Below are 25,033 nucleotides of genomic sequence, written 5' to 3'. Positions count from 1 at the left end.
GCTCCGCAGGGGTCCCCGCCAAGGGGACCCCTGCTTTTACCCTGCCACACGGCACCGACGAAGCCCGGGCGCGCAGCGGCGGGCTGTGGACAACGACGGCGGCTGTGGAGGGCTCAGTCCTGAGCCTCACGGGCGACGCGTTCCAGTTCGGCGCGGTAGGCGTCCCAGTCCATCGCGGGCAGGTTGTCGTTGTCCTGGCGCAAGCCGGCCGCGCCGTCGACCAGCTCGCGGACGATGTCGGCGTGGCCCGCGTGCCGGTTCGTCTCCGCGATCATGTGCACCAGGACCAGGTGCAGGGTGACCGACCTGCGCTCCTCCGACCACCACGGCACGGTGCCCGGCGCGTCCAGGTCCAGCGCCTCGATCGTCTCGTCGGCGTGCTCGCACGCACGGCGGTAGAGGCCGACGACGTCCTCACGGGACTCCTCGGCCGTCGCCCACATGTCCGCGTTGGGCTCGGCGTCCTCGCCCATCCACTCGAACCGCTCGGGGAACGGGCGGCCGAACGTGTCGGCGAAGTAGCCGACCTCCATCGCGGCCAGGTGCTTGACCAGGCCCAGCAGGTTCGTACCGGTCGGCGTCAACGGGCGGCGCACGTCGTAGGGCGACAGGCCCTCCAGCTTCCACAGCAGCGCCTCGCGGGCCGCGCGCAGGTAGCGGTGCAGGTCGGACTTCACGGTGAGTCCTCCGGAACGGGGCGCAGGGACGCCAGCAGCAGGTCGGCGAAGTGCCGGCCGACCTGCTTGGCCGACAGCGGACCGTCCGCGCTGTACCACTGGCCCAGGTGGTGCACCGTGCCGAAGAAGTAGTGCACGGTCAGGTCCGCGGGCACGTCGGTGCGGAACACGCCCGAGGCCTGCCCCTCCTCGACCAGCGACCGGAAGCGCTCGTGGTAGCGCCGCCGTTCCGCGCGCATCTCCCGCCGCTTGTCCTCGGCCAGGTGGTCGGCCGAGCGGAAGTACACCTTGGCCTGGTCGAAGTTGTCCACCGACGTGACGACCACGTCCACCGCCGCCGCGTGCAACCGCTCGGCCACCGGCGCGGACCCGGACGCGAAGTGGTCCAGGCGCTCGGTCTGCATCCGCAGCAGGCTGCCGTAGATCTCGTGCAGCAGGTCGTCCTTGGACCCGAAGTAGTGGTACATGGCGCCCTTGGTGACGCCCGCCAGGTCCACGATGTCCTGCACCGCGACCCGGTCGAAGCCCTTGGCGGCGAACAACCGCGTCGCGGCGTCGATCAGCCGCTCCGGTACCGATGCCATGGGCCAAGCATCGCACGCCCGATCACTGGAACATGGCGATCGGCCGGATCACCAGCTCCCGGGAGTCCGCCTTCCACGCCTGCACCCGGCCCAGGCACTGCGCCCGGAACCCGCCCTCGGGCACGACGTCGTCGCGCAGCCCCGAGTGGTAGCACTCGACCCGCACCTGCGGCCCGTCCTCGGGGTCGTCCGGGTCGCCGAACGGCGCCAGGAACACCGTCGTGCCGTCACCGTCCGACACCACCCGGAACACGCCCTTCACCGACACGTACGCGTCCAGCCGCCGCAGTCGCACCACGTCGGGCGTCTGCGCGCGCTGTTCCAGCGCCGTGTTCCGCAGCACGGTCAGGTCGCCCAGGTCGACGTGCACGACCGCGGACGCGGACTCCAGCGCGTCGAGCAGCAGGCCGACCACGGCGATCGGCTCGTACTGCTCGATGTAGGTCTTCACCACCTCGCGCCCGGACGTCCGCACGCCCTCCACGCCCAGGTCCAGGCCCCGCAACGCGATCTTGCCGTCCTTGGTGACGCCGACCCGGTCCACGACCTCCTTGGCCATTGCGTCGCCGAACCCCCCGACCTGGTAGAGGTCCATCACGGACTTCTCGTGCAGGTAGATGGTCAGCCCGGGCACCTCGCGGGCCGGTGCGAACCGGTGCCGCGACCGCCACGCCCACACCGTGACCCCGATGGTGGCGACCACCGCCAGCACGGTCACCAGCCACACCACCGCCCACGGCCACCACACCGACCACCACAGCGCTCTATCGACAGCCACGGATCTCCTTCACCGCCTCCAGCAGCGACCCCGAGCCCGCGTCCACCACGCGCCCGCCGGTCGCCCGCGCCACCCGGTCCAGCTCCACCGGGTCGGCCTCGCCGAACCGGATCGCGTACGTGCGCGCCGGTGGGGCCGGCCAAGCGGCCAGGAACCCGTCCGCGCTCATCCCCGCGTTGTTCTCGCCGTCGGTCATCAGCACCACCGTGCCGTCGCCGACGACCCGGTAGGCGTGGTCCAGCGCCGACCAGATCGCGGTGCCGGTCTCGGACAGCTCGGCCGTCGTCAACGCGGTGGCCAGCGACTCCAGGTCGGCGGCACTCCTGATCACGACGGTGCGCTCCTCCAGCACGCTGCCCGCGAACCGCACCAGCACGACCGTCTCCCCCACCCGGAACCGGTCGAACCCGCCCGCCCGGCTCAACGTCGCGAACGCCTCCCGCAGCCCGGCGATCCGCGCACCCGCCATGGACGTCGAGTGGTCCAGCACGAACACCACCCGGCCCGCCTGACCGGCCCGGTCGTAGGCGGCGAGCAGGGTGTCCACGACCTGCTGCGTGCCGGGGAAGTACAGCCCCGTGCCGATCGGCTCGCGCAGCCCGTCCGTGCGCTCGACCTGCGGGTCCACCGGCCTGCGGTGCGTGCGCTCCATGATCGAGCGCTGGGCGGACGGCGTGCGCAGCCACTGCACGACCCGGTCGTAGGCGGCCCGCTTGTCCGGCTTGAGCAGCATCAACGGGTAGTCCGACAGCACGATCCCGTCCCGCGGGTACACGACCTCCAACGGCTCGCGCAGCTGCCCGGACGCGTTCAGCGACAGCACGGTCGACTCGTACGCGACCACGGCGTCCACCTCGTCCTGCCGCGCCACGTACTCGTCGGCGACCTCGGCCGCGCCCGGTGCGCCGAACACCCGTCCGGTCAGGAAGCCCTGGAGCTTGTCGCAGGTCACGTCCTCCGCCCGCAACGCCGCACCCGTGCCCGCGGCGGCCGTGGCCACCCCGATCAACGCCGCCATCCCGCTGCCCGACACCCTCGGGTCGGCCATGCCGAACCGCAGCTCCCCCGCCGCCGCGCGGCTCGCCACGTCGGCCCACGACACGTCCCGCAGCCCTCCCGCCTTGCCCCGCTTCACGCCCAGCACCAGCGGCGAGAGCATCGTGGGCGAGGACGGCGGCAGGTCGACGCCCTTGAGCTTGAGGTACCGGTTCGTGGACAGCCAGGCCAGGTCGTGGTCCACGCCGGCGGCCAGGTCCTCGCTCGCCCGCACGGTGCCGCGGTGGTCCAGCTTCAGCTCGACCCCGGTGTCACGGCGCAGGTCGGCGAGCACGTCGTGCAGGTCCGCCAGTTCCGAACTGGCCAGCACGGTCACCGTGACCCGCTCGGGCTTCTCGGACGTGCAGGCGGCCAGGGCGGCCACCACCAGGAGCAGGGCGGCCCACCTCATATCGGCACCCGGATCTCCGGGCAGCGACCGACCTCCTTGATCATCTTCTCCAGCTCGGGGGGCTTGGGCAGGAAGCCCTCCGTGCGGCTGAGCACCGGCTCGGGCAGCCCGCGTTCCCGCAGCAGCTCGTTGAGCGCGGTCGACTCCTCGTTGTCCAGCCGGAAGCCCAGCTCCAGGGCGCGTCGACGCAGGTCGGGGTGGCCGCGCACCAGCTCGCCGACCCGTTCGCCCGCCGGGCTGAACGCGATCAGCCACGGCTCGGTGCGGTGGTGCGCGTCCGGGTAGAGCAGCACCCGTTCCCGGTCGGGCCTGCCCTTCTTCGCCACCTCGGCGAGCTGGTAGGCCATGAACTGGTGCTCGTACATGACGCCGACCGGTGCCGTGGTGCGGCCGTCCGGGTGGAAGAACGTGGTGCCGATGCCGGAGCCGTGCAGCCCTTCGATCTCGAACACCGGCTTGATCTTCGCCGCGACGGCGGACGCGTCCTGCTCGGTCGGGGGAACGGAGCCGTTGACGGCGAACGCGACCAGGCCCATCCAGGCCGAGCCCGAGTAGGAGTCGCACGGGTTGGGCGACTGGGCGACGATCTGGTTGCGGTTGTCGACCGGCTGCTCGAGCTGGTTCCAGGTCTTCGCCCGGCTCCCGTCGTCGGGCAGGGAGAGCTTGACGAACGCGGCCAGGTCGAGGGTGTAGTAGAGCCCGTCCGCCTGCGCCCGCGCCACGCCTTCGGCCTCCAGCGCCTGCGCGTACTCCTTGAACGCGCCCAGCACGAGCGGGCTGGCGAACGGGAAGAACACCCGGCCGCCGAAGCGGTCCCGGATCAGCTCGCCCGCGGCCTGCCCGGACGGCATCACGAAGTCGTACTCGCGGACCCGGTCCTGCCGGTCCCGCGCGATCTCCCGCGACCCGCCCGAGTCGGTGACCCGCACGTCGACGCCGTTGGCCATCAGGATCCGGCGGACCTCGGGGTCCTGGAAGTACACCGACTTGGACGCCATCATGGCGCTGACCACGGTGATCCGCTGGAACGGCAGCGCCACCGTGCCGGACGCGAACAGCGCGACCACCCCGACCAGCGCGATGCCCGCCGATACGCCGAACGGCAGCAGGAAGCGCTTGCGCCGGAACACCGACCGCGGCGGTTCGAGGATGGTGAAGCCTGGTTCTTCGGTCGAGCTCTTCGCGACCACGGAACTCCCCCGTGCGGACGGCGATCTCCCCTGAACGCCAGGCTAGATCGCCGCGCCGCCGCGGTGGGTCACAAGTCGGGAATTCCACCCATGGACGATCAGCTGCCGATCGTGACGCCGCCGTCGACCACGAACGTCTGGCCGGTGGTGTAGCCGCCCGCCGCCGACGCCAGGAACACGACTGCCGCCGCCAGTTCCTCCGGGTCGCCCACCCGGCCCATCGGCAGCTTCGAGATGTGCGCTTCGAGGTAGCCCTCGGGGTACTGGTCGGTCATCTCGGAGGCGAAGTAGCCGGGCGCGATCGCGTTGACCCGGATGCCCTTGCGGCCGGTCCACTGCTGCGCCAGGTCGCGGGTCAGGCCGATCACGCCCGCCTTCGACGCCGAGTACGCGGCCTGCGGCAGCCCGCCGGAGACCAGGCCGAGCACGCTGGAGATGTTGATGATCGACCCGCCGCCGGTCATCACGGCCGCCGCCGCCTGCGCCATCCAGTAGGTGCCGTTGAGGTTGACGTCCATGACGCCGAGGAACTGCTCGGGCGTCTCCCGGGACGCGGGCACCGCCGACGCCACACCCGCGTTGTTCACCAGCACGTGCACCGGGCCGAACTCCGCCGCCGCACGGGCCACCTCACGGCAGTCGTCCGGCTGCGCCACGTCCGCCTGCACGATCAGCGCGCGCCGACCGGTGCTCTCCACCAGCTGCGCGGTGTCCTTGAGCCGTTCCACCCGCCGTGCGGCGAGCACCACGTCCGCACCGGCCTCGGCGAGGCCCTTGGCGAACGCCACGCCCAAGCCGGACGACGCGCCGGTGACGATCGCGACCTGCCCGTCCAGCCGGAACTTGTCCAGGATTCCCATTCAGCTCAACCTCTCCAGGATGATCGCCATGCCCTGACCGCCGCCGACGCACATGGTCTCCAGGCCGAACTGCGCGTCACGGGCGCGCATCCCGTTGATCAGGGTGGTCATGATGCGGGCGCCGGTGGACCCGAACGGGTGGCCGAGCGCGATCGCGCCGCCGTGCACGTTCAGCTTGTCCATGTCGATGCCGAGCGCGCGCTGGCTGCCCAGCACCTGCACCGCGAACGCCTCGTTGATCTCGACCAGGTCGATGTCGCCGATGGTCAGGTTCGCGTGCGCCAGCGCCTGCTTCGTGGCGTCGACCGGGCCGAGGCCCATGATCTCCGGCGAGAGTCCGGACACGCCGGTGGACACGATGCGCGCCAACGGGGTCAGGCCCAGTTCCTTCGCCCTGGTGTCGCTCATGACGACCACGGCAGCCGCGCCGTCGTTGAGCGGGCAGCAGTTGCCGGGCGTGACGGTCCCTTGTGGACGGAACGACGGGTTGAGCGCCGACACTGCTTCGTAGGTGACACCCTGGCGCGGACCGTCGTCGGTGGAGACGACCGTGCCGTCCGGGAGGGTGACCGGGGTGATCTCGCGGGCGAAGAAGCCGTCCGCGATGGCCTTCTCGGCGAGGTTGTGCGAGCGGACGCCGAACTCGTCCTGGTCGCGGCGGCTGATGCCGAGCGCCGTGGCCACGTTCTCGGCGGTCTGGCCCATCGCGATGTAGTAGTCGGGCAGCAAGCCGTCCTCGCGCGGGTCGTGCCACGGCTCGTTGGTCTCGGCGGTGCGCTGGGTGCGTTCGCGCGCGGCGTCGAACAGCGGGTTGAAGTGCGGGTCACCGTGCCGGTAGCGGGAGACGCACTCCACCCCGGCGCTGACGAACGCGTGGCCCTCGCCCGCCTTGATCGCGTGGAAGGCCATGCGGGCGGTCTGCACCGACGAGGCGCAGAACCGGTTGACCGTGGTGCCGGGCAGGGTGTCCAGGCCGAGCTGGACGGCGATGCGGCGGGCCACGTTCTGGCCGTGCTCGTCCTGCGGCTCGGCACAACCCAGGTGCAGGTCGGTGATCTCGCCGCGGTCCAGCTCCGGCACCTGGTCCAGCGCGGCGCCGACGATCTGCGCGGCCAGGTCGTCGGGGCGCAGGTCGACCAGGGAACCCTTGCGCGCCCGACCGATCGGGGAACGCGAGGTGGCGACGATGACAGCCTCGGGCATGGCGGTGTCTCCTGCAGTCCTAGAGGCCGAGGTCGCGGCCGATGAGTTCCTTCATGATCTCGTTGGAGCCGGCCCAGATCCGGGTCACCCGGGCGTCCATCCAGGCGCGGGCCACGCGGTACTCGGTCATGTAGCCGTAGCCGCCGTGCAGCTGCACGCACGCGTCGATGACGTCGTTCTGCACGTCCGCGCTCCACCACTTCGCCTTCGCCGCGTCCACGGCGGTCAGCTCGCGGCGGGTGTGCGCGTCGGTGCACTGGTCCAGGAACGCCTGCGTGATGTCGATCTTGGTGACCAGCTCGGCGAGGGTGAACTTGTTGTGCTGGAACGAGCCGATGGACTGGCCGAACGCCTTGCGCTCCTTGGTGTACTCGATCGTCTCGAGCAGGATCTGCTTGGCGTGGGCCAGGTTGGAGATCGCACCGCCGAGGCGTTCCTGCGGCAGGCGTTCCATCATGTAGATGAAGCCTTGGTCGACCTCGCCGATCACGTTTTCCTGCGGCACGCGCACGTCCTCGAAGAACAGCTCGGCGGTGTCGGACTCGGGTTGGCCGACCTTGTCGAGCTTGCGGCCGCGCTGGAAGCCCTTCATGCCGGTCTCGACGGCGAACAGGGTGATGCCCCTGGCCTTCTTCTCCGGGCTGGTGCGCGCGGCGACCACGATCATGTCGGCGGAGAAGCCGTTGGTGATGAAGGTCTTGGAGCCGTTGAGGACCCAGTCGTCGCCTTGCTTCACGGCGTTGCTCTTGAGCGCGGCGAGGTCGGAGCCGCCGGAGGGCTCGGTCATGCCGATGCCGGTCGTCATCTCGCCCGAGCAGAACCGGGGCAGCCAGCGCTGCTTCTGCTCCTCGGTGCACAGGTCGACCAGGTAGGGGGCGACGACGTCGCCGTGGATGCCCAGGCAGGACGACATGCCGGCGCTGACCTTGGACAGCTCCTCGCCGAGCACGGCGTTGAACCGGTAGTCGTTCGCGCCGCTGCCGCCGTACTCCTCGGGGACCTCCAGGCCGAGCAGGCCCTGCTTGCCCGCTTCGAGCCACACGTCGCGGTCGATGTGGCGCTGCTCGACGAACCGCTCGTAGTTCGGGCGGAGGGTGCGGTCGCAGAACGCCTGCGCGGTCTCGCGGAACGCTTCGTGGTCGGGTTCGAACAGCGTGCGGCGCACTCTCGCATCCTCCATACTAAGCGGTTGCTTAGGTCTAAGCGTGTGCTTAGCCTGCGGTATCGTTCGGGTTCGTGTCAAGGAGGGTCGACTGTGACGACGACCAGTGGTGAGTTCGCGCTCCTGGATGAGACGTGGTCGTCCGTGACGCCGCCGGCGGCCCGCCGGATGCTGATCGCGGCCGCCGCCGCGTTCTCGGTGCGCGGGTACCACGCGACGACGACCCGGGACATCGCGGCGCAGGCGGGCATGTCACCGGCCGCGGTCTACATCCACTACCGGTCCAAAGAGGAACTGCTGTTCCAGATCTCGCGGATCGGGCACGCCACGTCGCTGTCGGTGCTGACCGGTGTGTCCGAGGTGGACCCCGTGGAGCGGCTGGCGGCGGCCGTGCGGGCGTTCGCGTCGTGGCACGCGGAGTACCACACGACGGCGCGGGTCGTTCAGTACGAGTTGAGCGCGTTGACGCCGGAGCACCTGGCCGAGGTGGTGGAGCTGCGGCGGCGCATCGAGGCGGCCGTGCGCGACATGATCACCGAGGGCGTGCGGGCGGGCGTGTTCGACGTGCCCGACGTGCGCGGGGCGACCCTGGCGGTGCTCTCGCTGTGCATCGACGTGGCCCGCTGGTACCAGCCGTCCGGCCGCCGCACCCCCACCGAGATCGGCGACCTCTACGCCGACCTGGTCCTGCGCATGGTGGGCACCCCCACCTGACCGCGCGTGTCCTACGTTCGCGTCACGCGTGTCCTACGTTCAGAACGCCCATGTTGAACGTTCAGAACGGCGGTCGGCCGTCCCGAGTGTTCAACATGGGGTACCGGAACGTAGGACACGCGCGGGTGGAGGGCGGTGAGGTGGGTCAGCGGACGGATTTCTTGCCGTAGAACCCTGCGACGAGGCTGACGCCGATGGCGGCGATGATCACCTGCACGATGATCTCGATCCAGTCGATGCCGGGCGTGTCCTCCACGCCGAGCGCCCGGGCGACGAACGTGCCCAGGAACGCCGCCACGATGCCGACGATGATCGTCAGCCAGATGGGGATGGCCTGCTTGCCCGGCGCGATGAGCTTGCCGAGCAAGCCGATGATGAGACCCACGATCAGAGCGCTGATCACACCGCCGATGCCCACGATGCCTCCTGCCGGTTAGTCGCCTTCGAAGAAGTCCCCGACCTCGTCGAGGGCCTCTTCGTCATCATCCCCACCGAACGCGCCGGCCGCAGCGCCAGCGGCGGCCCGGCCGGTGGGCGACCCACCGACCGGTGACCTCCGCGGCGACCGTCCTAGTGGCCGAAACCGTGGGAAGATCGCCTGCCGGAGACCTGGTCCATCCACTGGTGCAGCAGCGCCGCCCAGTCCGTGCGGATCACCTCATCGTGCGACATGGCGAAGTGCCCGAACGAGTCGCCGCCCGCCCGGAACAGCCCGCCGCGGCGGTCCGCCTCCAGCACCACGAACAGCCGGTGCGGGTCGGTCACGAAGGTCAGCTCCAGCTGGGCGATCTTGCCCAGGAACTGCCCCGGCGGCAGGAACTCGATCTCCTGGTAGAACGGCAGCTGCTGCGGCACGCCGTGGATGCGCCCGGCCTCGTTGTCGGCCCGCTGGAAGCGGAACCCGAGCGCGCCGAACGCGTTGAGCACGTGCTCCTGCGACCGCGTCGGGTGCACGGCCACCGGGTCGAGGTCGCCGGGGTCGACGGCGCCGCGCACCTCCAGCTCCGTGCGCAGGCCCATCGTCATGCCGTGCAGGTGCCGGCCGTGCACGACGGTCAGCGGCGTCTCGAACGGCACCGGGAACTGGAACGGCAGCACCAGGTTCTGCCCCGGCGCGACGGCGATCCGCTGCCCCACCACGACCTGGGCGAACTCGGTGTTGCGGTTGTACTCGTTGTCTCCGCTCTCCACCTCGACGCGGGTGACCAGCGACAACTTGACCTGGTCGATGTCGGCGGCGTGGTCGCCGCCCGCGATGCGGACCTCGCCGGTGACCGGCTCACCCGGCCGCACGTTGGGGTTGGCCAGCACCGTGTCCACCGAGGGACCGCCGACTCCGAACGCGCGCAACATCCTCTTGAAAACCACGGTGGGTGCCTCCTGGCCTGCTCTGTGTCACGCCCTTGACCTCGGGTTTCTCCAAGGACGCCTCGACAGGTGCATCGGTTCCCTCTGGACGAACGCTAAGTCCAGGTGCCACTATGCGACCGCGGTCACATACTAAGCGGTCGCTCAGGAGGTTAAAGTGCCCACGCTGCTCGTCGCCAACCGGGGAGAGATCGCCGTCCGGGTGCTGCGCGCCGCCGCCGACCTCGGCTGGCGGACCGTCGCCCTGGTCACCGACTCCGACGACGCGCACGGCCGGTTCGCCGACCGCGCGGTCCGGCTCCAAGGCTCCTACCTGGACGCGGACGCGGTGCTCGCCGCCGCCGAGGGGTGCGACCTGGTGCACCCCGGCTACGGGTTCCTGGCCGAGAACGCCGGGTTCGCCCGCCGCTGCGCCGAGGCCGGGCTGACGTTCGTCGGCCCGCCGCCGGAGGTGCTGGAGCTGCTCGGCGACAAGAGCCGGGCCCGCGCCCTGGCCGCCGAGGTGGGCGTGCCGGTGCTCGCGGGTGCCGAGGACGGGTTCGAGGAGTTCTTCAAGGCGCACGGCGCGGTCGTCGTGAAGGCCGTCGCCGGTGGCGGCGGCAAGGGCGTGCGCGTGGTGCGGCGCCTGGCCGACCTCAAAGCCGCCGTCGAGCGGTGCCGGGCCGAGGCGCTGGCCGCGTTCGGCGACGACACCGTGTTCGTGGAGGAGCTGCTGGAGCCCGCGCGGCACGTCGAGGTGCAGTTGGTCGGCACGACGGTGCTCGGCGACCGGGACTGCTCGTTGCAGGTCCGGCACCAGAAGCTGGTCGAGATCGCGCCCGCGCCGGACCTCTCCCCCGGGCTGCGGTCCGCGCTGCACGACGCGGCGACGACGATCGCGCGTGCCGTCCGGTACACCGGGCTGGGCACGGTCGAGTTCCTGGTCGCGCCGGACGGCCGGTTCGCGTTCCTGGAGGCCAACCCGCGCCTGCAGGTCGAGCACACCGTCACCGAGCAGGTCACCGGGCTGGACCTGGTGCGCGCCCAACTGCTGCTGGCGGCCGAGACCGAGCCGGACCTGACCCACACGCCACGCGGCAGCGCGCTGCAACTGCGCGTGAGCCTGACGTCCACGGGACGGCTTTCGGCGTTCGTCCCGCCAACGGGACCGGGCGTGCGGGTCGACACGCACGCGTCCATCGGCTACCGCGCGGGCCTGGGCTTCGACCCGCTGCTGGCCAAGGTCGTGGTGCATGCCGACGACCTGGACACCGCGCTGCGCCGCGCCCGCCGCGCGCTGGACGAATTCACAGTGGACGGTGCCAGGACCAACATCGGCTTCCTGCGCGGGCTGCTGGACCACCCGGACGTGCTGAAGGCGCACACGGGCCTGGTCGATTCACTGCCCCGTGAGGACACCGGAGCGCGCGCTCCCGTGCAGGGAACCGTCGTCGCGGTCGAGGACGGCACGGTCGTCGTGGAAGCGATGAAGATGCAGCACGTCGTGCCGATCGGTGACGCGCGGGTGCTGGTCGAGGTCGGCGACACGGTCGCGGAAGGCGCGTTGCTCGCCGAGGGCGTCGACGTGGCCGTCGAGGAGAAGGCCGTCGAGGTCGACCTGGACGACGTGCGGCCCGACCTCGCCGAAACGCTGGCGCGGCACGACTTCTCACGTCCCGAGGCGGAGGCGAAGCGGCACGCGGCCGGCCGCCGCACGGTCCGGGAGAACATCGCCGACCTGTGCGAGGAGTTCGTGGAGTACGGCGGGTTGGCCATCGCCGCGCAACGCCGCCGCCGGTCGTTGGACGAGCTGGTCGAACGCACGCCGGCGGACGGTTTGGTGGCGGGCGTCGGCACGGTGAACGGCGGCCAGGTCGTCGCGATGTCCTACGACTACACGGTCATGGCGGGCACGCAGGGCCTGCGCAACCACGCCAAGAAGGACCGGATGTTCGAGCTGGCCGAGCAGCGCCGGCTGCCCGTGGTGCTGTTCGCCGAGGGTGGCGGCGGGCGGCCCGGCGACACCGACCACGGCGGCGTGAGCGGGCTGGACTGCCTGGCGTTCCACCTGTTCGCCAAGCTCTCCGGACTGGTGCCGCTGATCGGCATCGCGTCCGGCCGCTGCTTCGCCGGCAACGCCGTGCTGCTGGGCACGTGCGACGTGGTGATCGCGACCCGTGACGCGACGATCGGCATGGGCGGCCCGGCCATGATCGAGGGCGGTGGGCTCGGCGTGTTCCGGCCGGAAGAGGTCGGGCCGGTCGACGTGCAGGTGCCCAACGGCGTGATCGACGTGCTGGTGTCCGACGAGGCCGAGGCCGTCGCGGTGGCCAAGAAGTACCTGTCGTACTTCCAAGGGCCAGTGGACGCGTGGGAGTGCGCCGACCAGCGGCTGCTGCGCCACCTCGTGCCGGAGAACCGGGTCCGCGCCTACGACGTGCGGTCCGTGGTGGAGACGGTCGCGGACACCGGCTCGGTGCTGGAGCTGCGGCCGGAGTTCGGACGCGGCATCGTCACCGCGCTGGTCCGGGTCGAGGGTCGGCCGTTGGGGCTGATCGCGAACGACCCCGGCCACCTCGGCGGCGCGATCGACGCGAACTCCGCCGACAAGGCCGCACGGTTCCTGCAGCTGTGCGACGCGTTCGACCTGCCGGTGGTGTCGTTGTGCGACACGCCGGGGTTCATGGTCGGGCCGGACGCCGAGCGGACGGCGACCGTGCGGCACCTGACCCGGATGCTCGTGGCCGGCGCGAACCTCGACGTGCCGTTCGGGTTCGTGGCACTGCGCAAGGCCTACGGGCTGGGTGCGCAGGCGATGGCGGCGGGCAGCTTGAAGGTGCCGCTGTTCGCGGTGTCGTGGCCCAGCGGCGAGTTCGGCCCGATGGGGCTGGAAGGCGCGGTGCGGCTCGGGTACCGGCGCGAGCTGGACGCCATCGACGACCCGGCGCAGCGCAAGGAGATGTTCGAGGCGATGGTCTCCGCCGCCTACGAGCACGGCAAGGCGCTCAACGTGGCCTCCGCCTACGAGATCGACGACGTGATCGACCCCGCCGACACCCGGCGCTGGATCACCACCCTGCTCACCGGTCCCGACCCCGTCCAGGTCAGGACCGGCAAGAAACGCCCGTTCGTGGACACCTGGTGAAAGGGAACAGCACATGGTCACGACCGCTCCCCCCGAGCGGCGCACGTTGCGCAAACTCATGGCGGCCGGGCTCGTCGGCTCGTCGCTCGAGTGGTACGACTTCTTCATCTACGCGACCGCCGCGGCGCTGGTGTTCCCGAAGTTGTTCTTCCCCGAGGCGTCGCCGCTGATCGGGCTGCTGCTGTCGTTCAGCACGTTCTGGGCCGGGTTCATCGCCCGGCCGGTCGGCGGGCTGGTGTTCGGGCACGTCGGCGACAAGTTCGGCCGCAAGCCCGCGCTGGTGACGTGCCTGGCGCTGATGGCCGCGGCGACGTTCCTGATCGGCCTGCTGCCGACCAGCGCGACGCTGGGTGTGCTGGCGCCGGTGCTGCTCGTGGTGCTGCGGTTCCTGCAGGGCATCGCGGTGGGCGGGCAGTGGGGCGGCGTCGTGCTGCTGCTGACCGAGACCGCCGGGCCGGAGCGGCGCGGGTTCGCCGGGACGTTCGGGCAGGCGGGCGTGCCGCTCGGGGTGATCCTGGGCAACGTGGCGTTCCTGGTCGTGGGCGCGACCGTGCCGCCCGCCGACTTCGCCGCGTGGGGGTGGCGGGTGCCGTTCCTGGCGAGCGCGCTGCTGTTCCCGGTGGTGCTGTTCATCCAGCTGAAGGTGGAGGACAGCCCGGTGTTCCGGGAGATCAAGGAACGCCGTCCTTCCGGGCCGCCGCCCGCGCCGTTGAAGGAGGTGCTGCGCACGCACCGGCGGCCGGTGCTGCTCGGCGCGGGGCTGATGTTCGCGTCCAACGCCGTGTTCTACGTGAGCATCGCCGGGGTGCTCGACTACGCGACCCGTGAGCTGGGGCTGGCGCGGAACTCGGTGCTGGTGGTGACGCTGCTGTCGTCGCTGGTCAGCGTGCCGGTCATCCTGCTGGCGGGGCGTTGGTCGGACCGGCACGGCAGGCGTCCGCTGATCGTGGCGGGCGCGGTGGCGATGATCGTGTGGGCGTTCCCGTACTTCTGGCTGATCGACACCGCGTCGCTCGGGCTGATCTTCGTCGCGCTGGCCGTGTCCGGCATCGGGTCGAGCCTGGTCTACGGGCCGGTGGCGGCGTACCTGGCGGAGCTGTTCGAGCCTCAGGTGCGGTACTCGGGCGCCTCGCTGGCGTACCAGTTGGCGTCGATCCTGGTCAGCGGCGGCACACCGTTCATCATGACGGCGTTGCTGGTCGCGACCGGCACGTCGCTGTCGGTGTCGGCGTTCCTGCTGGTCATGGGCGTGGTGACGCTGGCATCGGTGCTCGGGTTGCGGGAAACGCACCGCCCCTGATCGAGACGGTCGTGACCAATAACAATCGCTGATCGGCGAGGGGTGCGCTCAAGGCAGCGCACCCCTTCGTTTCAGTTCCAGGCGCATGCCGACGTTCTCGCGAAGCGGAACCGCTGTCGACTCGATGCCGAACACCGGCCGGCCACTCCCGTCCACCGCTCGGATGAGTTCGAAGCCATCATCGCCTTCGCTGAATCCCAGGGGCTCGAGATAGACGTCGGCCCCTCGAGGTAGTGCGACCCGGTATCGGGCGCAGACCACGGGGGTGCGGAACCTGAATGTGAAGTCGTCCGGGCCGCGGTCACGCATGAGCGGCGCGCACTTGCCAGGCCAGTCGCACTCGACCATGACACCGAACAAACTCCCTCGCGGCACCGCCGTGCGGAAGTGGACGATCAGCACGAACCTGCCTTCGGCATCCCAGACGGAGGTGGTGGACATCTTCGGACCTGGGACGTCGTCTGCCAGCAACTTCCGTGTCACGACCGTGACCCTGCGCCGGTACTTGGCGGGCTGGGACCATCCACAGCCGTGCACAAGCCGCACCGCCCACAGGCCGTCTTCGAGCACCTGTGCCCGCATTGTGAGCCGCTGACGCGTGTCGCCGTTGGGCTCGACAGTGCAGAAGACGTCCCAGTCCAGTATCCGGTATTCCGGTGGGCCGGTGTCCGACGCGAGTTTGGTGTAGTGCGAGACGAGTTGCCGGTGGACCTCTAATCGACGCAGGGTCGCTCTGCGGTCGGCCAACAGCACCAGGACGCCCGAAAGCAGCACCAAGAGCGCCGCGACCAACGCTCCGGCCTTGACTGCGGCACTGCCCAATAACGCACCCAGGAGCACGGCGAAAGACAGGATGCCGAGTATGGCCTTCACGATCGCCGGGCTGCCCTCATCCGCGAGGAACTCGTCCAACCACGCGATGAACCGAGTGAGCATCCCACCTCCTGGGAGCACCCGACTACGTCGAGCATCGAAGCGTAGCGAAACGTAGTCGCCCGTAGGGTGCTTCGATGGGAAGCACCTGAAATTTGGTCCTCCCGGCGCAGCGACCAGGGATGGTCCAACAGCCGCCGACCCACCCCGGGAGTGAACTGTCAACCGGGTGACGTGCGGAACGTTGTGCGCTTGCCGTACGTTGCCGTGCCGTGACCACTCTCCTGGGACGGTTCAAGCAGCGGCTGCGTCGGTTCGCGCAGAAGCCCGGCTCCGCCGACCTCACGCCCTACCGGAAGCTGCTCGACGAGGTCAACGAGCAGGCCGAGCGCGTGAAGAAGCTCAGCGACGAGGAACTGACCGCGGCGGCCGCCAAGCTGCGCGACAAGGCCGACTTCGGCCGCCCCGAGCTGGTGGAGGTGTGCGCGCTCGGCCGCGAGGCCGCCGACCGCGCGCTCGGCCTGCGCCCGTTCGACGTGCAGATCCTCGGCGCCCTCGGTCTCCTGGAGGGCCACGTGGTCGAGATGGCCACCGGTGAGGGCAAGACGCTCTCCGGCGCCATCGCCGCGGCCGGCTTCGCGCTGCGCGGCGACCAGGTGCACGTGGTCTCGGTCAACGACTACCTGGCCCAACGCGACGCCGAGTGGATGGGCCCGCTCTACGAGCTGATGGGCGTCAGCGTCGGCTGGCTCAACCAGAGCTCCAAGCCCGAGGAGCGCCGCGCCGCCTACCAGGCCGAGGTCGTGTACGCCTCGGTCTCCGAGATCGGCTTCGACGTGCTGCGCGACCGGCTGGCCACCGACGAGGGCGACCTCATCGTGCCCAAGCCGCGCGTCGCGCTCGTCGACGAAGCGGACTCGGTGCTGGTGGACGAGGCCCGCGTGCCGCTGGTCCTGGCGGGCTCCACGGCGGGCCCGGCGGTCGACCCGGCCCTGGCCGACCTGGTCAAGCGGCTGCGCCGCGACCTGCACTTCGAGATCGACGACGAAGAGCGCAACGTCTACCTCACCGGCGCGGGCAGCGAGCTGGTGGAACGGGCGCTCGGCGGCATCGACCTGTACTCCGACGAGCACGTCTCGACCACGCTGAGCAAGGTCAACGTGGCCCTGCACGCGCAGGTCCTGCTGCACCGCGACGTGGACTACATCGTCCGCGACGGCAAGGTGCACCTGATCAACGACACCCGCGGCCGGATCGCCAAGCTCCAGCGCTGGCCGGACGGCCTGCAGGCCGCGGTCGAGGCCAAGGAGAACGTGGCCACCACGGACGCGGGCGAGGTGCTGGACTCCATCACGGTCCAGGCGCTGCTCAGCCGCTACCCGACCGTGTGCGGCATGACGGGTACCGCGGTGGCCGTCGCCGAGCAGCTGCGCGACTTCTACAAGCTGGAAGTGCTGGTCATCCCGCCGAACGTGGAGACGATCCGGGAGGACGAGGCGCCCCGGCTGTACCTGACGCTGGAGCAGAAGGAAGCCGCGATCGTCGCCGAGATCAAGGAAGTGCACGAGACCGGCCGCCCGATCCTGGTCGGCACGCTCGACGTGGCCGAGTCGGAGCGCCTGTCCCGCAAGCTCGGCGAAGCGGGCCTGGATTGCGTCGTGCTCAACGCGAAGAACGACGCCGAGGAAGCCGCGATCATCGCCGACGCGGGCTCGTACCAGCGGATCACCGTGTCGACCCAGATGGCGGGCCGCGGCACGGACATCCGGCTCGGCGGGCACGAGTCGACCGACCGCGAGCGCATCGCCGAGCTCGGCGGCCTCTACGTGATCGGCACCGGGCGGCACTCCAGCAGCCGGCTGGACGACCAGCTGCGCGGTCGCGCGGGCCGTCAGGGCGACCCCGGCGGTTCGGTGTTCTTCTCCTCGCTGCAGGACGACCTGGTCACGCAGTACGTGCCCGACCACGACGAGCCTGCCGAGGTGGACGAGGACGGCCGGGTCACCGACACGGGCACGCTGCACACCGTGGAGCACGCGCAGCGCGTCGCCGAGGGCGTGCACCTGGAGATCCACCGCAACACCTGGCGGTACAACAAGCTGATCGAGCACCAGCGCCAGCTGATGCTGGAGTACCGGGACAAGCTGCTGCGCACCGATCTCGCGTGGCAGGAGCTGTCCGAGCGCAAGCCGGACAAGGCCCTGGAGATCAAGGACCTGGACGAGGACGTCAAGGTCAAGGCGGCCCGGCTGATCGGTCTGCACCACCTCGACCAGCGGTGGAGCGACCACCTGACGTTCCTGACCGACCTGCGCGAGGGCATCCACCTGCGGGCGCTGGCGCGGCAGAACCCGCTGGACGAGTTCCACCGGGAAGCGATCCCGGCCTACCACAAGATCATCCCGGACGCGTGGGACGAGGCCGAGGAGACCTTCGCCAAGGTGGAGATCGACGCCGACGGCGCGCACCTGGCCGAGGCGGGCGTGCAGCGGCCGAACACCACCTGGACCTACCTGGTCAACGACAACCCGTTCTCGTCCGGCCTGGAGGAGACGTTCAAGGGCCTGGTCAAGCTGGTCCGGCGCCGCTGACCGCCGTCCGCTGACCGCCGTGCGCGGGCCGGGGAGTCAGGCCCAGCCCGCGCACGGCGGTCAGCGAACGGGGGCGGAGACCTTCTTCTCGGCGACCGGCTGCGGCTGCCGCGGCAGCGTGGCCGGTCTCGGCATCCGCTGCGCCACCGCCTGCTCGGTGAGCGCACGGATCTCCGCCAGGATGTCCAGGTGCTGCTGGGACGGTGGCGGACCGACGAGGTTCGAGTGGTCGAACGCGGTGCGTTCGGCCCGGTGGGCCAGGTTCTGGATGCGCCGGATCAGGTCCCACTCCTGGTCAGTGCGCGTAGAGCGCCGTTGCTCAGTCACCCCGGAAGCAGACACCTCACGCCGGGTGAACGTAAATCACCTGGCAGTGCGAACTTCGCTGGGTCAACTCAGCTACCCCTGCCCGGGCGGCCAAAACGCACCGAACGTGGTACTCAAGCCGCCACCGCCGAGCGAGACGCAACGCCACGCACCTGGGGACGTCCAGGACACGGCCGTTCGGGCGGCCGTGGAGATCGGTCACGCAGCGGTCATGCACCGATCGGCGTCACCTGTAGCGGTGAAATCCCCGTTTACGGCCGTTGGTGACGCTGTGCCGAGCCAACCCCCGGTGTGAGGGTCACTCGGAGGTGTGCCGCTGATGGCTCCGCACACCACATCCGCCCCGCCGGCCATGGCGTCGGGACCCATTCCGCGGCCCGCCGGGCGGTTTTACCGTGCCACGGGTGAACATCGCCGTTCCGCTGATCGCAGCGCTCCTCGCGACGACGGCGCAGGCCGTTCCCGCGTCCGCCCACGGATGCGGGCCCCTGCGCGTTCCCGGTGCCGAGCACCAGGAACTGACCCACCTCGCCGACCTGTCCACCGCCGGGGGCCGCACCGATCCCGCCGACTGGGCCGGGCTGACCCCGGCCGGGCTGCCCGCGCCGACCCCGGTGGCGGGCACGCAGGTGGACGGCTACTTCCCGGACTCCTCCAAGGGCAACACCAACCACGGCTGGGCGCACGACTCGCAGTTCGTGATCCGGCTGCCGGAGCGCTGGAACGGCGGCCTCGTCGTGGCCGGCTCGCCCGGCGTGCGCGAGCAGTACGCCAACGACCGCGCGATCAGCGACTTCGTGCTGGCCAAGGGGTACGCGTTCGCGTCGACCGACAAGGGCAACACGGGTGTGGCGTTCCACCGGGACGGCACGCGGCCCGGTGACGCGATCGCCGAGTGGAACCACCGGGTCACGCAGCTGACGCGGGCGGCGAAGGCCGTGGTGGCGCAGCGGTACTGCCGCCCGCCGTCGCGGACCCTGGCGACCGGCATCTCCAACGGCGGCTACCTGGTGCGGTGGCAACTGGAGAACCGGCCCGAGCTGTACGACGGCGGCGTCGACTGGGAGGGCACGCTGTGGACGGCCGAGGGGCCGAACCTGCTGACGTTCCTGCCGCCCGCGCTGAAGGGCTACGCGACCGGTGACAAGGCGGCCGTGGTGGCGGCCGGGTTCCCGGCCGAGTCGGAGTTCCTGTGGCCGTTCCACCACCAGTACTACTGGGACCTGACCCAGCGGATCTACCGCGAGGAACTGGACCCGAAGTGGGACGGTGACGTCGAAGCCGGCACGCCGTTCTGCGCGCCCGGCACGCCGTCGTGCGACGCGGACTACGACTACGCCTCACGTCCGCAGGCGCAGCGGGCCGTCGAGCGGATCGCGTTGACCGGCCGGATCGGCAAACCGCTGCTCACCCTGCACGGCACGCTGGACGTGCTGCTGCCGATCTCGAAGGACTCCGACGTCTACGCGGACATGGTGCGACAGGCAGGTCGCGGCGCCCTGTTCCGCTACTACCGGATCGAGGGCGGGACGCACGTGGACTCGCTGTTCGACGCCTTCCCGGACCGCCTGCGGCCGTTGACTCCGTGCCACCGGTCGGCGTTCACGGCACTGGAGGGCTGGCTGTCCGGCACCCGCCCGCCCGCGTCCACGACGGTCCCCCGCCCGGCGACCGTGAACGCGACGGAGTGCGCGCTGGCGTAGCCGGGAAGCGCCGCTCGGCCGTGCCACTGGGGGCGGCCGAGCGGCGCTCAGTCGCCGAGCACCTTCATGAGCTTGAGCGCCAGCTGGACTTCCAGCACCCGGTCCGGCGACTGCCAGTCCTCGCCCAGCAGGCTCGCCACCCGGTCCAGCCGCTGCACCACCGTGTTCACGTGGACGTGCAGCTCGTCCTTGGCCCGGCTGAGGTTGGCGCCGCACGCGAAGTACGCCGTGACCGTCCGGACCAGTTCGGTGCCGCGGCTGGAGTCGTAGTCCAGCAATGGGCCGAGGGTGGCGCGGACGTACCCGGCGATGTCCGCCCGGTCGCCCAGCAGCACGCCGACGAAGCCCAGGTCCGCGAGCGTGCCGCCGGTGCCCTTGCGGCCCAGCTGCAGCAACGCCTTCAGGCACCGCACCGCCTCGGCGTGCGCGTCGGCCACGCCTTCCGGGCCGTGCGCGGGACCGCCCGAGCCGACGGTCACCGGCAGGCCGACCGCCTTGCCCAGCACCCGTGCCGCGTCCCGCGCCGCGCACGCCAGGTCCGTGCCAGGCAGCACCAGCACCACGTGCTCGCCGTGCACGCCCGCCAGGCCCCGGCACGCCGACGCGTGGTGCGCGGCGGCGGCGAGGAGCCGGTCCCGCGGGCCGTCCGCGACCAGCACCACGTGGTCGGCGGACAGCTCGACGCCGACCCGGCGGGCACGGGCGCGCAACGCGACCGAGTCCACCGCGGCCGTCAGCAGGTCGGTGATCAGCTCGCCGCGCACCTTGTTCTCCGCCTCCGCGACCGTGCGGCGCAGCAGGAGCAGCAGGGCGGTGACGACGCCCGCGCGTTCGAACAGCCTGCGGTCGGCGTCACCGAGGTCCGGGCGGTCGGTGAGGGTGATGCTGCCCAGCAGCTCGCGGCCCGCCAGCACGGCGCACACCCACGTGCCGTCCTGCGGGATCGCCCGGCCGCTGGCACGGGAGGCGTTGACCGCCGCACGGGGCGCGAGCGCGCGTGTGGTGCCGATGCGGGCCAGCTCGGCGCCGTCGCTGTCGTGCACCACGAGCCCGCCGTCGAGCACCTTGGCCACGGCGGCGGCCACCTCGGGCACGTCCGCGCCGCGCAGCACCAGGTCGGTGAGCCGGTCGTGGGCGTCCTCGGCACGGCGCATGGCCTCGTTGTGCGCGCGGATCGTCTCGCCCGCGGCCCGCGTCTCCTCCAGCAGGTGCGCGGTGTCCAAGGCGATCGCGGCGTGGTCGGCCAGCGACGACAGCAGCGCCACCTCGTCGGGCGGGAACTGGCGCGGCGAGCGGTTGGCCGCGTAGAGCACGCCGATGACCCGGCGGTCGAGCTTCAGCGGCACGCCCAGGATCGCGACCAGGCCCTCGTCGCGCACGGCCGTGTCGATGGGGCCGGTGTGGTTGAACCGGTCGTCGGCGAAGTAGTCGGCGGTCACGTACGGCTGCGCCGCCTGCGCCACCAGCCCGCCCAGGCCCTCGCCCATGCCGAGCCGGACCTGTTGGAACAGCGCGGAGATCGAACCGTCGGTCACCCTCATGTAGGTGCCGCGCTCGCCGGGCTCGTTCATGCTGAGGTAGGCGATGTCCGCACCGAGCAGCAGCCGGGCGCGCCGCACGATGGACCGCAGCACCGCGTCCGGGTCGCGCACGCCCGCCAGGTCGTTCGCGGTGTCGAACAGCGCTTCCAGCTCCGCTTCCCGGCGGCGGTGCGCGGTGAGCGTGCGGCGGATCCGCAACGCCCACTCCGTGGCGCGGGCGACGCGGTCCAGCTCGTGGTCCGGCACGCCCGCCGCGCGGGCCGCGGGGAGCACCGCCGCCAGCCGCTCACTGCCCGCGTCCGTCGCGAGCAGGTCGAGCAGCTCCAACAGGTGCTCCACCGCGTCCGCCTCGCTCATGCCCTCATGCTCGCACCGAGGCCGCGCCGACGTCGGTCCGGTCCAGCGAGCTGCCCTTCGTCTCCTTCGCCGCCACGACCGCGATCACGGTCAGCACGCACATGGCGAGCACGTACAGCACGATCGGGAACGTGCTGTCGTAGGACTTGAGCAGCGCCGTCGCGATGAGCGGCGCCAGCGCGCCCGCCGCGATCGACGCGAGCTGGTAGCCGATCGACGCGCCCGAGTAGCGCACCTTCGTGCCGAACAGCTCGGAGAAGAACGCGGCCTGCGGGCCGTACATCGCGCCGTGCAGCACGAGGCCGACCGTCACCGCCAGCACCATCGGGAAGAACGACTTCGTGTCCAGCAGGAGGAAGAACGGGAACATCCACGCGCCGATGCCGACCGTGCCGATCAGGTACGTGGTCCGGCGGCCGATCCGGTCCGACAGCGCGCCCCACATCGGGATCGTCAGCAGGTGCGCGAACGACGCGATGAGCACGGCGTTCAACCCGGCCGAGCGCGGCATGCCCAGCTTCGCGGTGATGTAGCTCAGGATGAACGCGGTGATCACGTAGTACGACACGTTCTCCGCCATGCGGGCGCCCATCGCGATCAGCACCTCGCGCCAGTGGTCGCGCACGACGGCCACGATCGGCGGCTTCTCCTGGAGCTTCCCGGCCTCGACCTTCTTCTGGGCCTCCAGGAAGATCGGCGACTCGGACACGCTGAGCCGGATCCACAGTCCGATCAGGACGAGCACGCCGGACAGCAGGAACGGCACCCGCCAGCCCCACGACAGGAACGCCTCCTCGCTCTGCACACCCGCCAGCACCGCGAGCACGGCGGTGGCCAGCAGGTTGCCCAGCGGCACGCCCGCCTGCGGCCAGGACGCCCAGAAGCCACGCCGTTCCGCGCTGCCGTGCTCGGACACGATGAGCACCGCGCCGCCCCACTCGCCGCCCAGCGCGAAGCCCTGGACCAGCCGCAGCAGCGTGAGCAGGATCGGCGCGCCCACCCCGATGGCGGCGTAGGTGGGCAGCAGGCCCATGGCGAACGTCGCGCCGCCCATCAGCACCAGGCTGAGCACGAGCAGCTTCTTGCGGCCGAGCTTGTCGCCGAAGTGGCCGAACACCAGGCCGCCCAGCGGACGGGCCAGGAAGCCGATCGCGTAGGTGGTGAACGCGAGCAGGGTGCCGGTGAGCGGGTCCGCCGTGGGGAAGAACAGCTTGTTGAACACCAGCGCGGCGGCGGAGCCGTAGAGGAAGAAGTCGTACCACTCGATCGTGGTTCCGATCAGGCTGGCTATGACGACCTTGGTGAAGGATTTCTTCGGCTGCGGAGGGGCGGCGTTCGTCATGTCGGTCACCACTTCGTTGGGGGTGGGGGGTGAACGGGGGCTACTGGGCGGTCCAGCCGCCGTCGATCGTGAACGACGAACCGGTGACGTGACCGGAGTGCGCGCCGCACAGCCACAGCACGACGGAAGCCACTTCGGCCGGTTCGATGAGCTGCTTGATGGCGTGCTTGGTGAGCATCACCTCGGTGAGCACCTGCTCGGGTTCGATGCCGTGCGCGCGGGCCTGGTCGGCGACCTGGTTCTCCACCAGCGGGGTGCGCACGTAGCCGGGGCTGACGCAGTTGCTGGTCACGCCGTGCGGCGCGCCTTCCAGCGCGATGACCTTGCTCAGCCCTTCCAGGCCGTGCTTGGCGGCGACGTAGGCGGACTTGAACGCGCTGGCCCGGGTGCCGTGCACGCTGGAGATGTTCACCACCCGGCCCCAGCCGCGCTGGTACATGTGCGGCAGGACGTGCCGGGCCAGCAGGAACGGCGCGGTGACCATGACCCGCTGGAGCAGCGCGAACCGGTCGGGCGGGAACTCGTGGACCGGTGCGACGTGCTGCAGGCCCGCGTTGTTGACCAGGATGTCGACCTCGGCGGGCAGGTGCCGGGCGGCGTCGTCGGCGGCGAGGTCGACCACGTGCTCGGTGCCGCCGGTCTCGCGGGCCGCGTCGGTGACCGAGTCGCCGTCGCGGTCGACCAGGTGCACCTTCGCCCCGGCGCGGGCGAGGGCGACCGCGCAGGCCCGCCCGATGCCGCTGCCGGCGCCGGTGACCAGGGCGGTGCGACCGGACAGGTCGTCGCTGTGACCGGGGACACTCGTCATGGCCCGAAACGCTAGGTGACCTGCGGTGCAAGGCCCATGTGAGCAGGCCCTACAACATCCGGACGAGGAATGTGTTTAGCCAACAGTTAGTGGGGCATTGATCCGGTTGTCACATACAGGGTGAAGCCGACGGTGCCCGTAGGTAGGCTGCTTTGGCCCGTTCGGGGGACGAACGACGTCTTGGGGGTTACGAAGTGTCACTTACGCCGATCTACGACGACCTGCTGCGCGAGTTCGAGGGAATCATCCTCGCCAGCGAGGCCGCCGAGGCAGTACAGGCCCCGGAGGCAGCCGAGGCGCCGGAGCAGGCCGCCGAGGGCAAGCCGGACGAGAACTGATCTTCACGGCGTCGAAGCCCTCCGCGAGGCGATGAGGGCTTCGACGCCGTCCAACAGCAGCCGCAGCCCGAACTCGAACTTGTCACCCATGTAGGGCGAGACACCCGCTCGCATGGTCGTGACCAGCGCCGGGTACGGCTCGAAGTCGACCAGCTCGCCGAGCACGGCGTCGCGTTCGCGCACCTCGTCGGCGCTCGGCTCCTCGGTGTCGAGGCTCAACCTGGCCTGGCCGCGCACGTAGGCGTCGACCGACTCGACCACCGCCATCTTCTCCGCCTCGGTCAGGCCGGTGCCCTCCAGCACGCGCAGCGCCGAGTCCATCCACCGCAGCAGGTTCGGGCCGGGCGCGACCGCCGTCGCGACCAGGTTCAGCGCCCAGGGGTGCTTGCGGTAGCCCTCGTGGTCGTTGCGGGCCCACGCCTCCAGCTTGGCCCGCCAGTCGCCCGGCCAGTCGTTCGGCAACGGGTCCTCGGCCCCGATCGCGTCCGCCATCAGGGCTTCCAGCTCCGCCTTGCCCGGCAGGTAGGTGTAGAGCGACGCCGTGCCGACGCCCAGCTCGACGGCCACCCGGCGCATGGACAGCGCGGCCAGGCCCTCGGTCTCCGCGATCCGGATCGCGGCGGCCACGATCCGCTCGGTCGTGAGGCCGCGTTGCGGGCCGCGGGCGGGGCGGCGGGCGTCCTTCCACAGCAGTTCGAGCACTCGCCGCTGCGCGTCGTCCTTTGCGTTCATGGTGAAACTCAGTA

The 25,033-nt window shown here is 70.9% G+C and carries 22 protein-coding genes; 6 read left to right on the top strand and 16 right to left on the bottom strand.

The annotated features are described in order from the left end of the window. Positions 1-113 precede the first annotated feature (113 nt). The 8 genes from B0I31_RS31255 to B0I31_RS31220 all read right to left on the bottom strand — a co-directional run bounded on the left by B0I31_RS31255 (position 114) and on the right by B0I31_RS31220 (position 7,904). On the bottom strand, positions 114-677 hold the full coding sequence (locus B0I31_RS31255; protein WP_106618983.1) for a DinB family protein: 564 nt from the start codon (positions 675-677) through the stop codon (positions 114-116). Next, complete coding sequence (locus B0I31_RS31250; protein ID WP_106618982.1) at positions 674-1,261, bottom strand: TetR/AcrR family transcriptional regulator; 588 nt, start codon at positions 1,259-1,261, stop codon at positions 674-676. The genes B0I31_RS31255 and B0I31_RS31250 overlap by 4 nt, the downstream gene beginning before the upstream one ends. Positions 1,262-1,283: 22 nt before the next feature. Continuing rightward, positions 1,284-2,039, bottom strand: coding sequence for a hypothetical protein (locus B0I31_RS31245; protein WP_106618981.1), 756 nt, complete (start codon positions 2,037-2,039; stop codon positions 1,284-1,286). Then, positions 2,026-3,486 carry a substrate-binding and vWA domain-containing protein gene (locus B0I31_RS31240; RefSeq protein WP_106618980.1) on the bottom strand — a complete coding sequence of 487 codons (1,461 nt, stop codon included), beginning with the start codon at positions 3,484-3,486 and terminating at the stop codon, positions 2,026-2,028. Before B0I31_RS31240 ends, B0I31_RS31245 begins: the two co-directional genes overlap by 14 nt. Further along, the gene (locus B0I31_RS31235; protein WP_106618979.1) at positions 3,483-4,676 is read right to left on the bottom strand and encodes a hypothetical protein; all 1,194 of its coding nucleotides are present in this window, start codon (positions 4,674-4,676) and stop codon (positions 3,483-3,485) included. The genes B0I31_RS31240 and B0I31_RS31235 overlap by 4 nt, the downstream gene beginning before the upstream one ends. Positions 4,677-4,774: 98 nt before the next feature. Then, entirely contained in the window at positions 4,775-5,536 is a 762-nt protein-coding gene (locus B0I31_RS31230) for an SDR family NAD(P)-dependent oxidoreductase (protein ID WP_106618978.1), read from the bottom strand. Then, entirely contained in the window at positions 5,537-6,739 is a 1,203-nt protein-coding gene (locus B0I31_RS31225; RefSeq protein WP_106618977.1) for an acetyl-CoA C-acetyltransferase, read from the bottom strand. Positions 6,740-6,758: 19 nt separating this feature from the next. Further along, the gene (locus B0I31_RS31220) at positions 6,759-7,904 is read right to left on the bottom strand and encodes an acyl-CoA dehydrogenase family protein (protein WP_106618976.1); all 1,146 of its coding nucleotides are present in this window, start codon (positions 7,902-7,904) and stop codon (positions 6,759-6,761) included. Between the two features lie 165 nt (positions 7,905-8,069). Between B0I31_RS31220 and B0I31_RS31215 the strand changes: the two genes are divergently transcribed. Next, positions 8,070-8,615, top strand: coding sequence for a TetR/AcrR family transcriptional regulator (locus B0I31_RS31215; protein WP_106619071.1), 546 nt, complete (start codon positions 8,070-8,072; stop codon positions 8,613-8,615). Between the two features lie 145 nt (positions 8,616-8,760). On the opposite strand, the gene B0I31_RS31210 is transcribed toward B0I31_RS31215, so the two are convergent. Beyond that, positions 8,761-9,033, bottom strand: a complete 273-nt coding sequence (locus tag B0I31_RS31210) for a GlsB/YeaQ/YmgE family stress response membrane protein (protein WP_106618975.1) — start codon at positions 9,031-9,033, stop codon at positions 8,761-8,763. A gap of 152 nt (positions 9,034-9,185) precedes the next feature. Beyond that, a complete protein-coding gene (locus B0I31_RS31205; protein ID WP_181320566.1) occupies positions 9,186-9,983 on the bottom strand; it encodes a sporulation protein in 798 nt (265 codons plus the stop codon). Between the two features lie 157 nt (positions 9,984-10,140). On the opposite strand from B0I31_RS31205, the gene B0I31_RS31200 reads away from it, so the two are divergent. Both B0I31_RS31200 and B0I31_RS31195 read left to right on the top strand, forming a co-directional pair. Continuing rightward, positions 10,141-13,107 (top strand): acetyl-CoA carboxylase family protein, encoded by a 2,967-nt coding sequence (locus B0I31_RS31200; protein ID WP_106618974.1) that lies wholly within the window; start codon positions 10,141-10,143, stop codon positions 13,105-13,107. 13 nt (positions 13,108-13,120) lie between these two features. After that, entirely contained in the window at positions 13,121-14,407 is a 1,287-nt protein-coding gene (locus tag B0I31_RS31195) for an MFS transporter (protein WP_106618973.1), read from the top strand. A 48-nt stretch (positions 14,408-14,455) separates the two neighbouring features. Here B0I31_RS31195 and B0I31_RS31190 read toward each other — a convergent pair whose 3' ends face one another. Continuing rightward, complete coding sequence (locus B0I31_RS31190; RefSeq protein ID WP_106618972.1) at positions 14,456-15,343, bottom strand: hypothetical protein; 888 nt, start codon at positions 15,341-15,343, stop codon at positions 14,456-14,458. Positions 15,344-15,552: 209 nt separating this feature from the next. Here B0I31_RS31190 and secA2 point away from each other — a divergent pair, with 209 nt between their 5' ends. Continuing rightward, positions 15,553-17,871 carry an accessory Sec system translocase SecA2 gene (secA2, locus tag B0I31_RS31185; RefSeq protein WP_106618971.1) on the top strand — a complete coding sequence of 773 codons (2,319 nt, stop codon included), beginning with the start codon at positions 15,553-15,555 and terminating at the stop codon, positions 17,869-17,871. 60 nt (positions 17,872-17,931) lie between these two features. Here secA2 and B0I31_RS31180 read toward each other — a convergent pair whose 3' ends face one another. Beyond that, positions 17,932-18,198 (bottom strand): hypothetical protein, encoded by a 267-nt coding sequence (locus B0I31_RS31180; protein ID WP_106618970.1) that lies wholly within the window; start codon positions 18,196-18,198, stop codon positions 17,932-17,934. A 404-nt stretch (positions 18,199-18,602) separates the two neighbouring features. On the opposite strand from B0I31_RS31180, the gene B0I31_RS31175 reads away from it, so the two are divergent. Beyond that, positions 18,603-19,901: a tannase/feruloyl esterase family alpha/beta hydrolase gene (locus B0I31_RS31175; RefSeq protein WP_425444432.1), complete on the top strand. Its 1,299-nt coding sequence runs from the start codon at positions 18,603-18,605 to the stop codon at positions 19,899-19,901. Positions 19,902-19,948: 47 nt separating this feature from the next. Here B0I31_RS31175 and B0I31_RS31170 read toward each other — a convergent pair whose 3' ends face one another. Genes B0I31_RS31170 through B0I31_RS31160 form a run of 3 tightly spaced genes read right to left on the bottom strand, consistent with a single transcriptional unit; the run spans position 19,949 to position 23,949 of the window. After that, a complete protein-coding gene (locus B0I31_RS31170) occupies positions 19,949-21,799 on the bottom strand; it encodes a helix-turn-helix domain-containing protein (protein ID WP_106618968.1) in 1,851 nt (616 codons plus the stop codon). Positions 21,800-21,803: 4 nt separating this feature from the next. After that, complete coding sequence (locus tag B0I31_RS31165) at positions 21,804-23,141, bottom strand: MFS transporter (RefSeq protein WP_106619070.1); 1,338 nt, start codon at positions 23,139-23,141, stop codon at positions 21,804-21,806. Positions 23,142-23,181: 40 nt separating this feature from the next. Beyond that, the gene (locus B0I31_RS31160; RefSeq protein WP_106618967.1) at positions 23,182-23,949 is read right to left on the bottom strand and encodes a 3-hydroxybutyrate dehydrogenase; all 768 of its coding nucleotides are present in this window, start codon (positions 23,947-23,949) and stop codon (positions 23,182-23,184) included. 194 nt (positions 23,950-24,143) lie between these two features. Between B0I31_RS31160 and B0I31_RS40890 the strand changes: the two genes are divergently transcribed. Next, on the top strand, positions 24,144-24,287 hold the full coding sequence (locus B0I31_RS40890; protein WP_181320565.1) for a hypothetical protein: 144 nt from the start codon (positions 24,144-24,146) through the stop codon (positions 24,285-24,287). Between the two features lie 3 nt (positions 24,288-24,290). On the opposite strand, the gene B0I31_RS31155 is transcribed toward B0I31_RS40890, so the two are convergent. Next, positions 24,291-25,019: a TetR/AcrR family transcriptional regulator gene (locus B0I31_RS31155; RefSeq protein ID WP_106618966.1), complete on the bottom strand. Its 729-nt coding sequence runs from the start codon at positions 25,017-25,019 to the stop codon at positions 24,291-24,293. Between the last annotated feature and the right edge of the window lie 14 nt (positions 25,020-25,033).

It is taken from the genome of Saccharothrix carnea (genome assembly GCF_003014735.1).
In the GTDB taxonomy this organism is placed as follows: Bacteria; Actinomycetota; Actinomycetes; order Mycobacteriales; family Pseudonocardiaceae; genus Actinosynnema; species Actinosynnema carneum.
The sequence above is the reverse complement of the archived record's forward strand: the minus strand, read 5'-3'. Positions and strand labels throughout refer to the sequence as shown.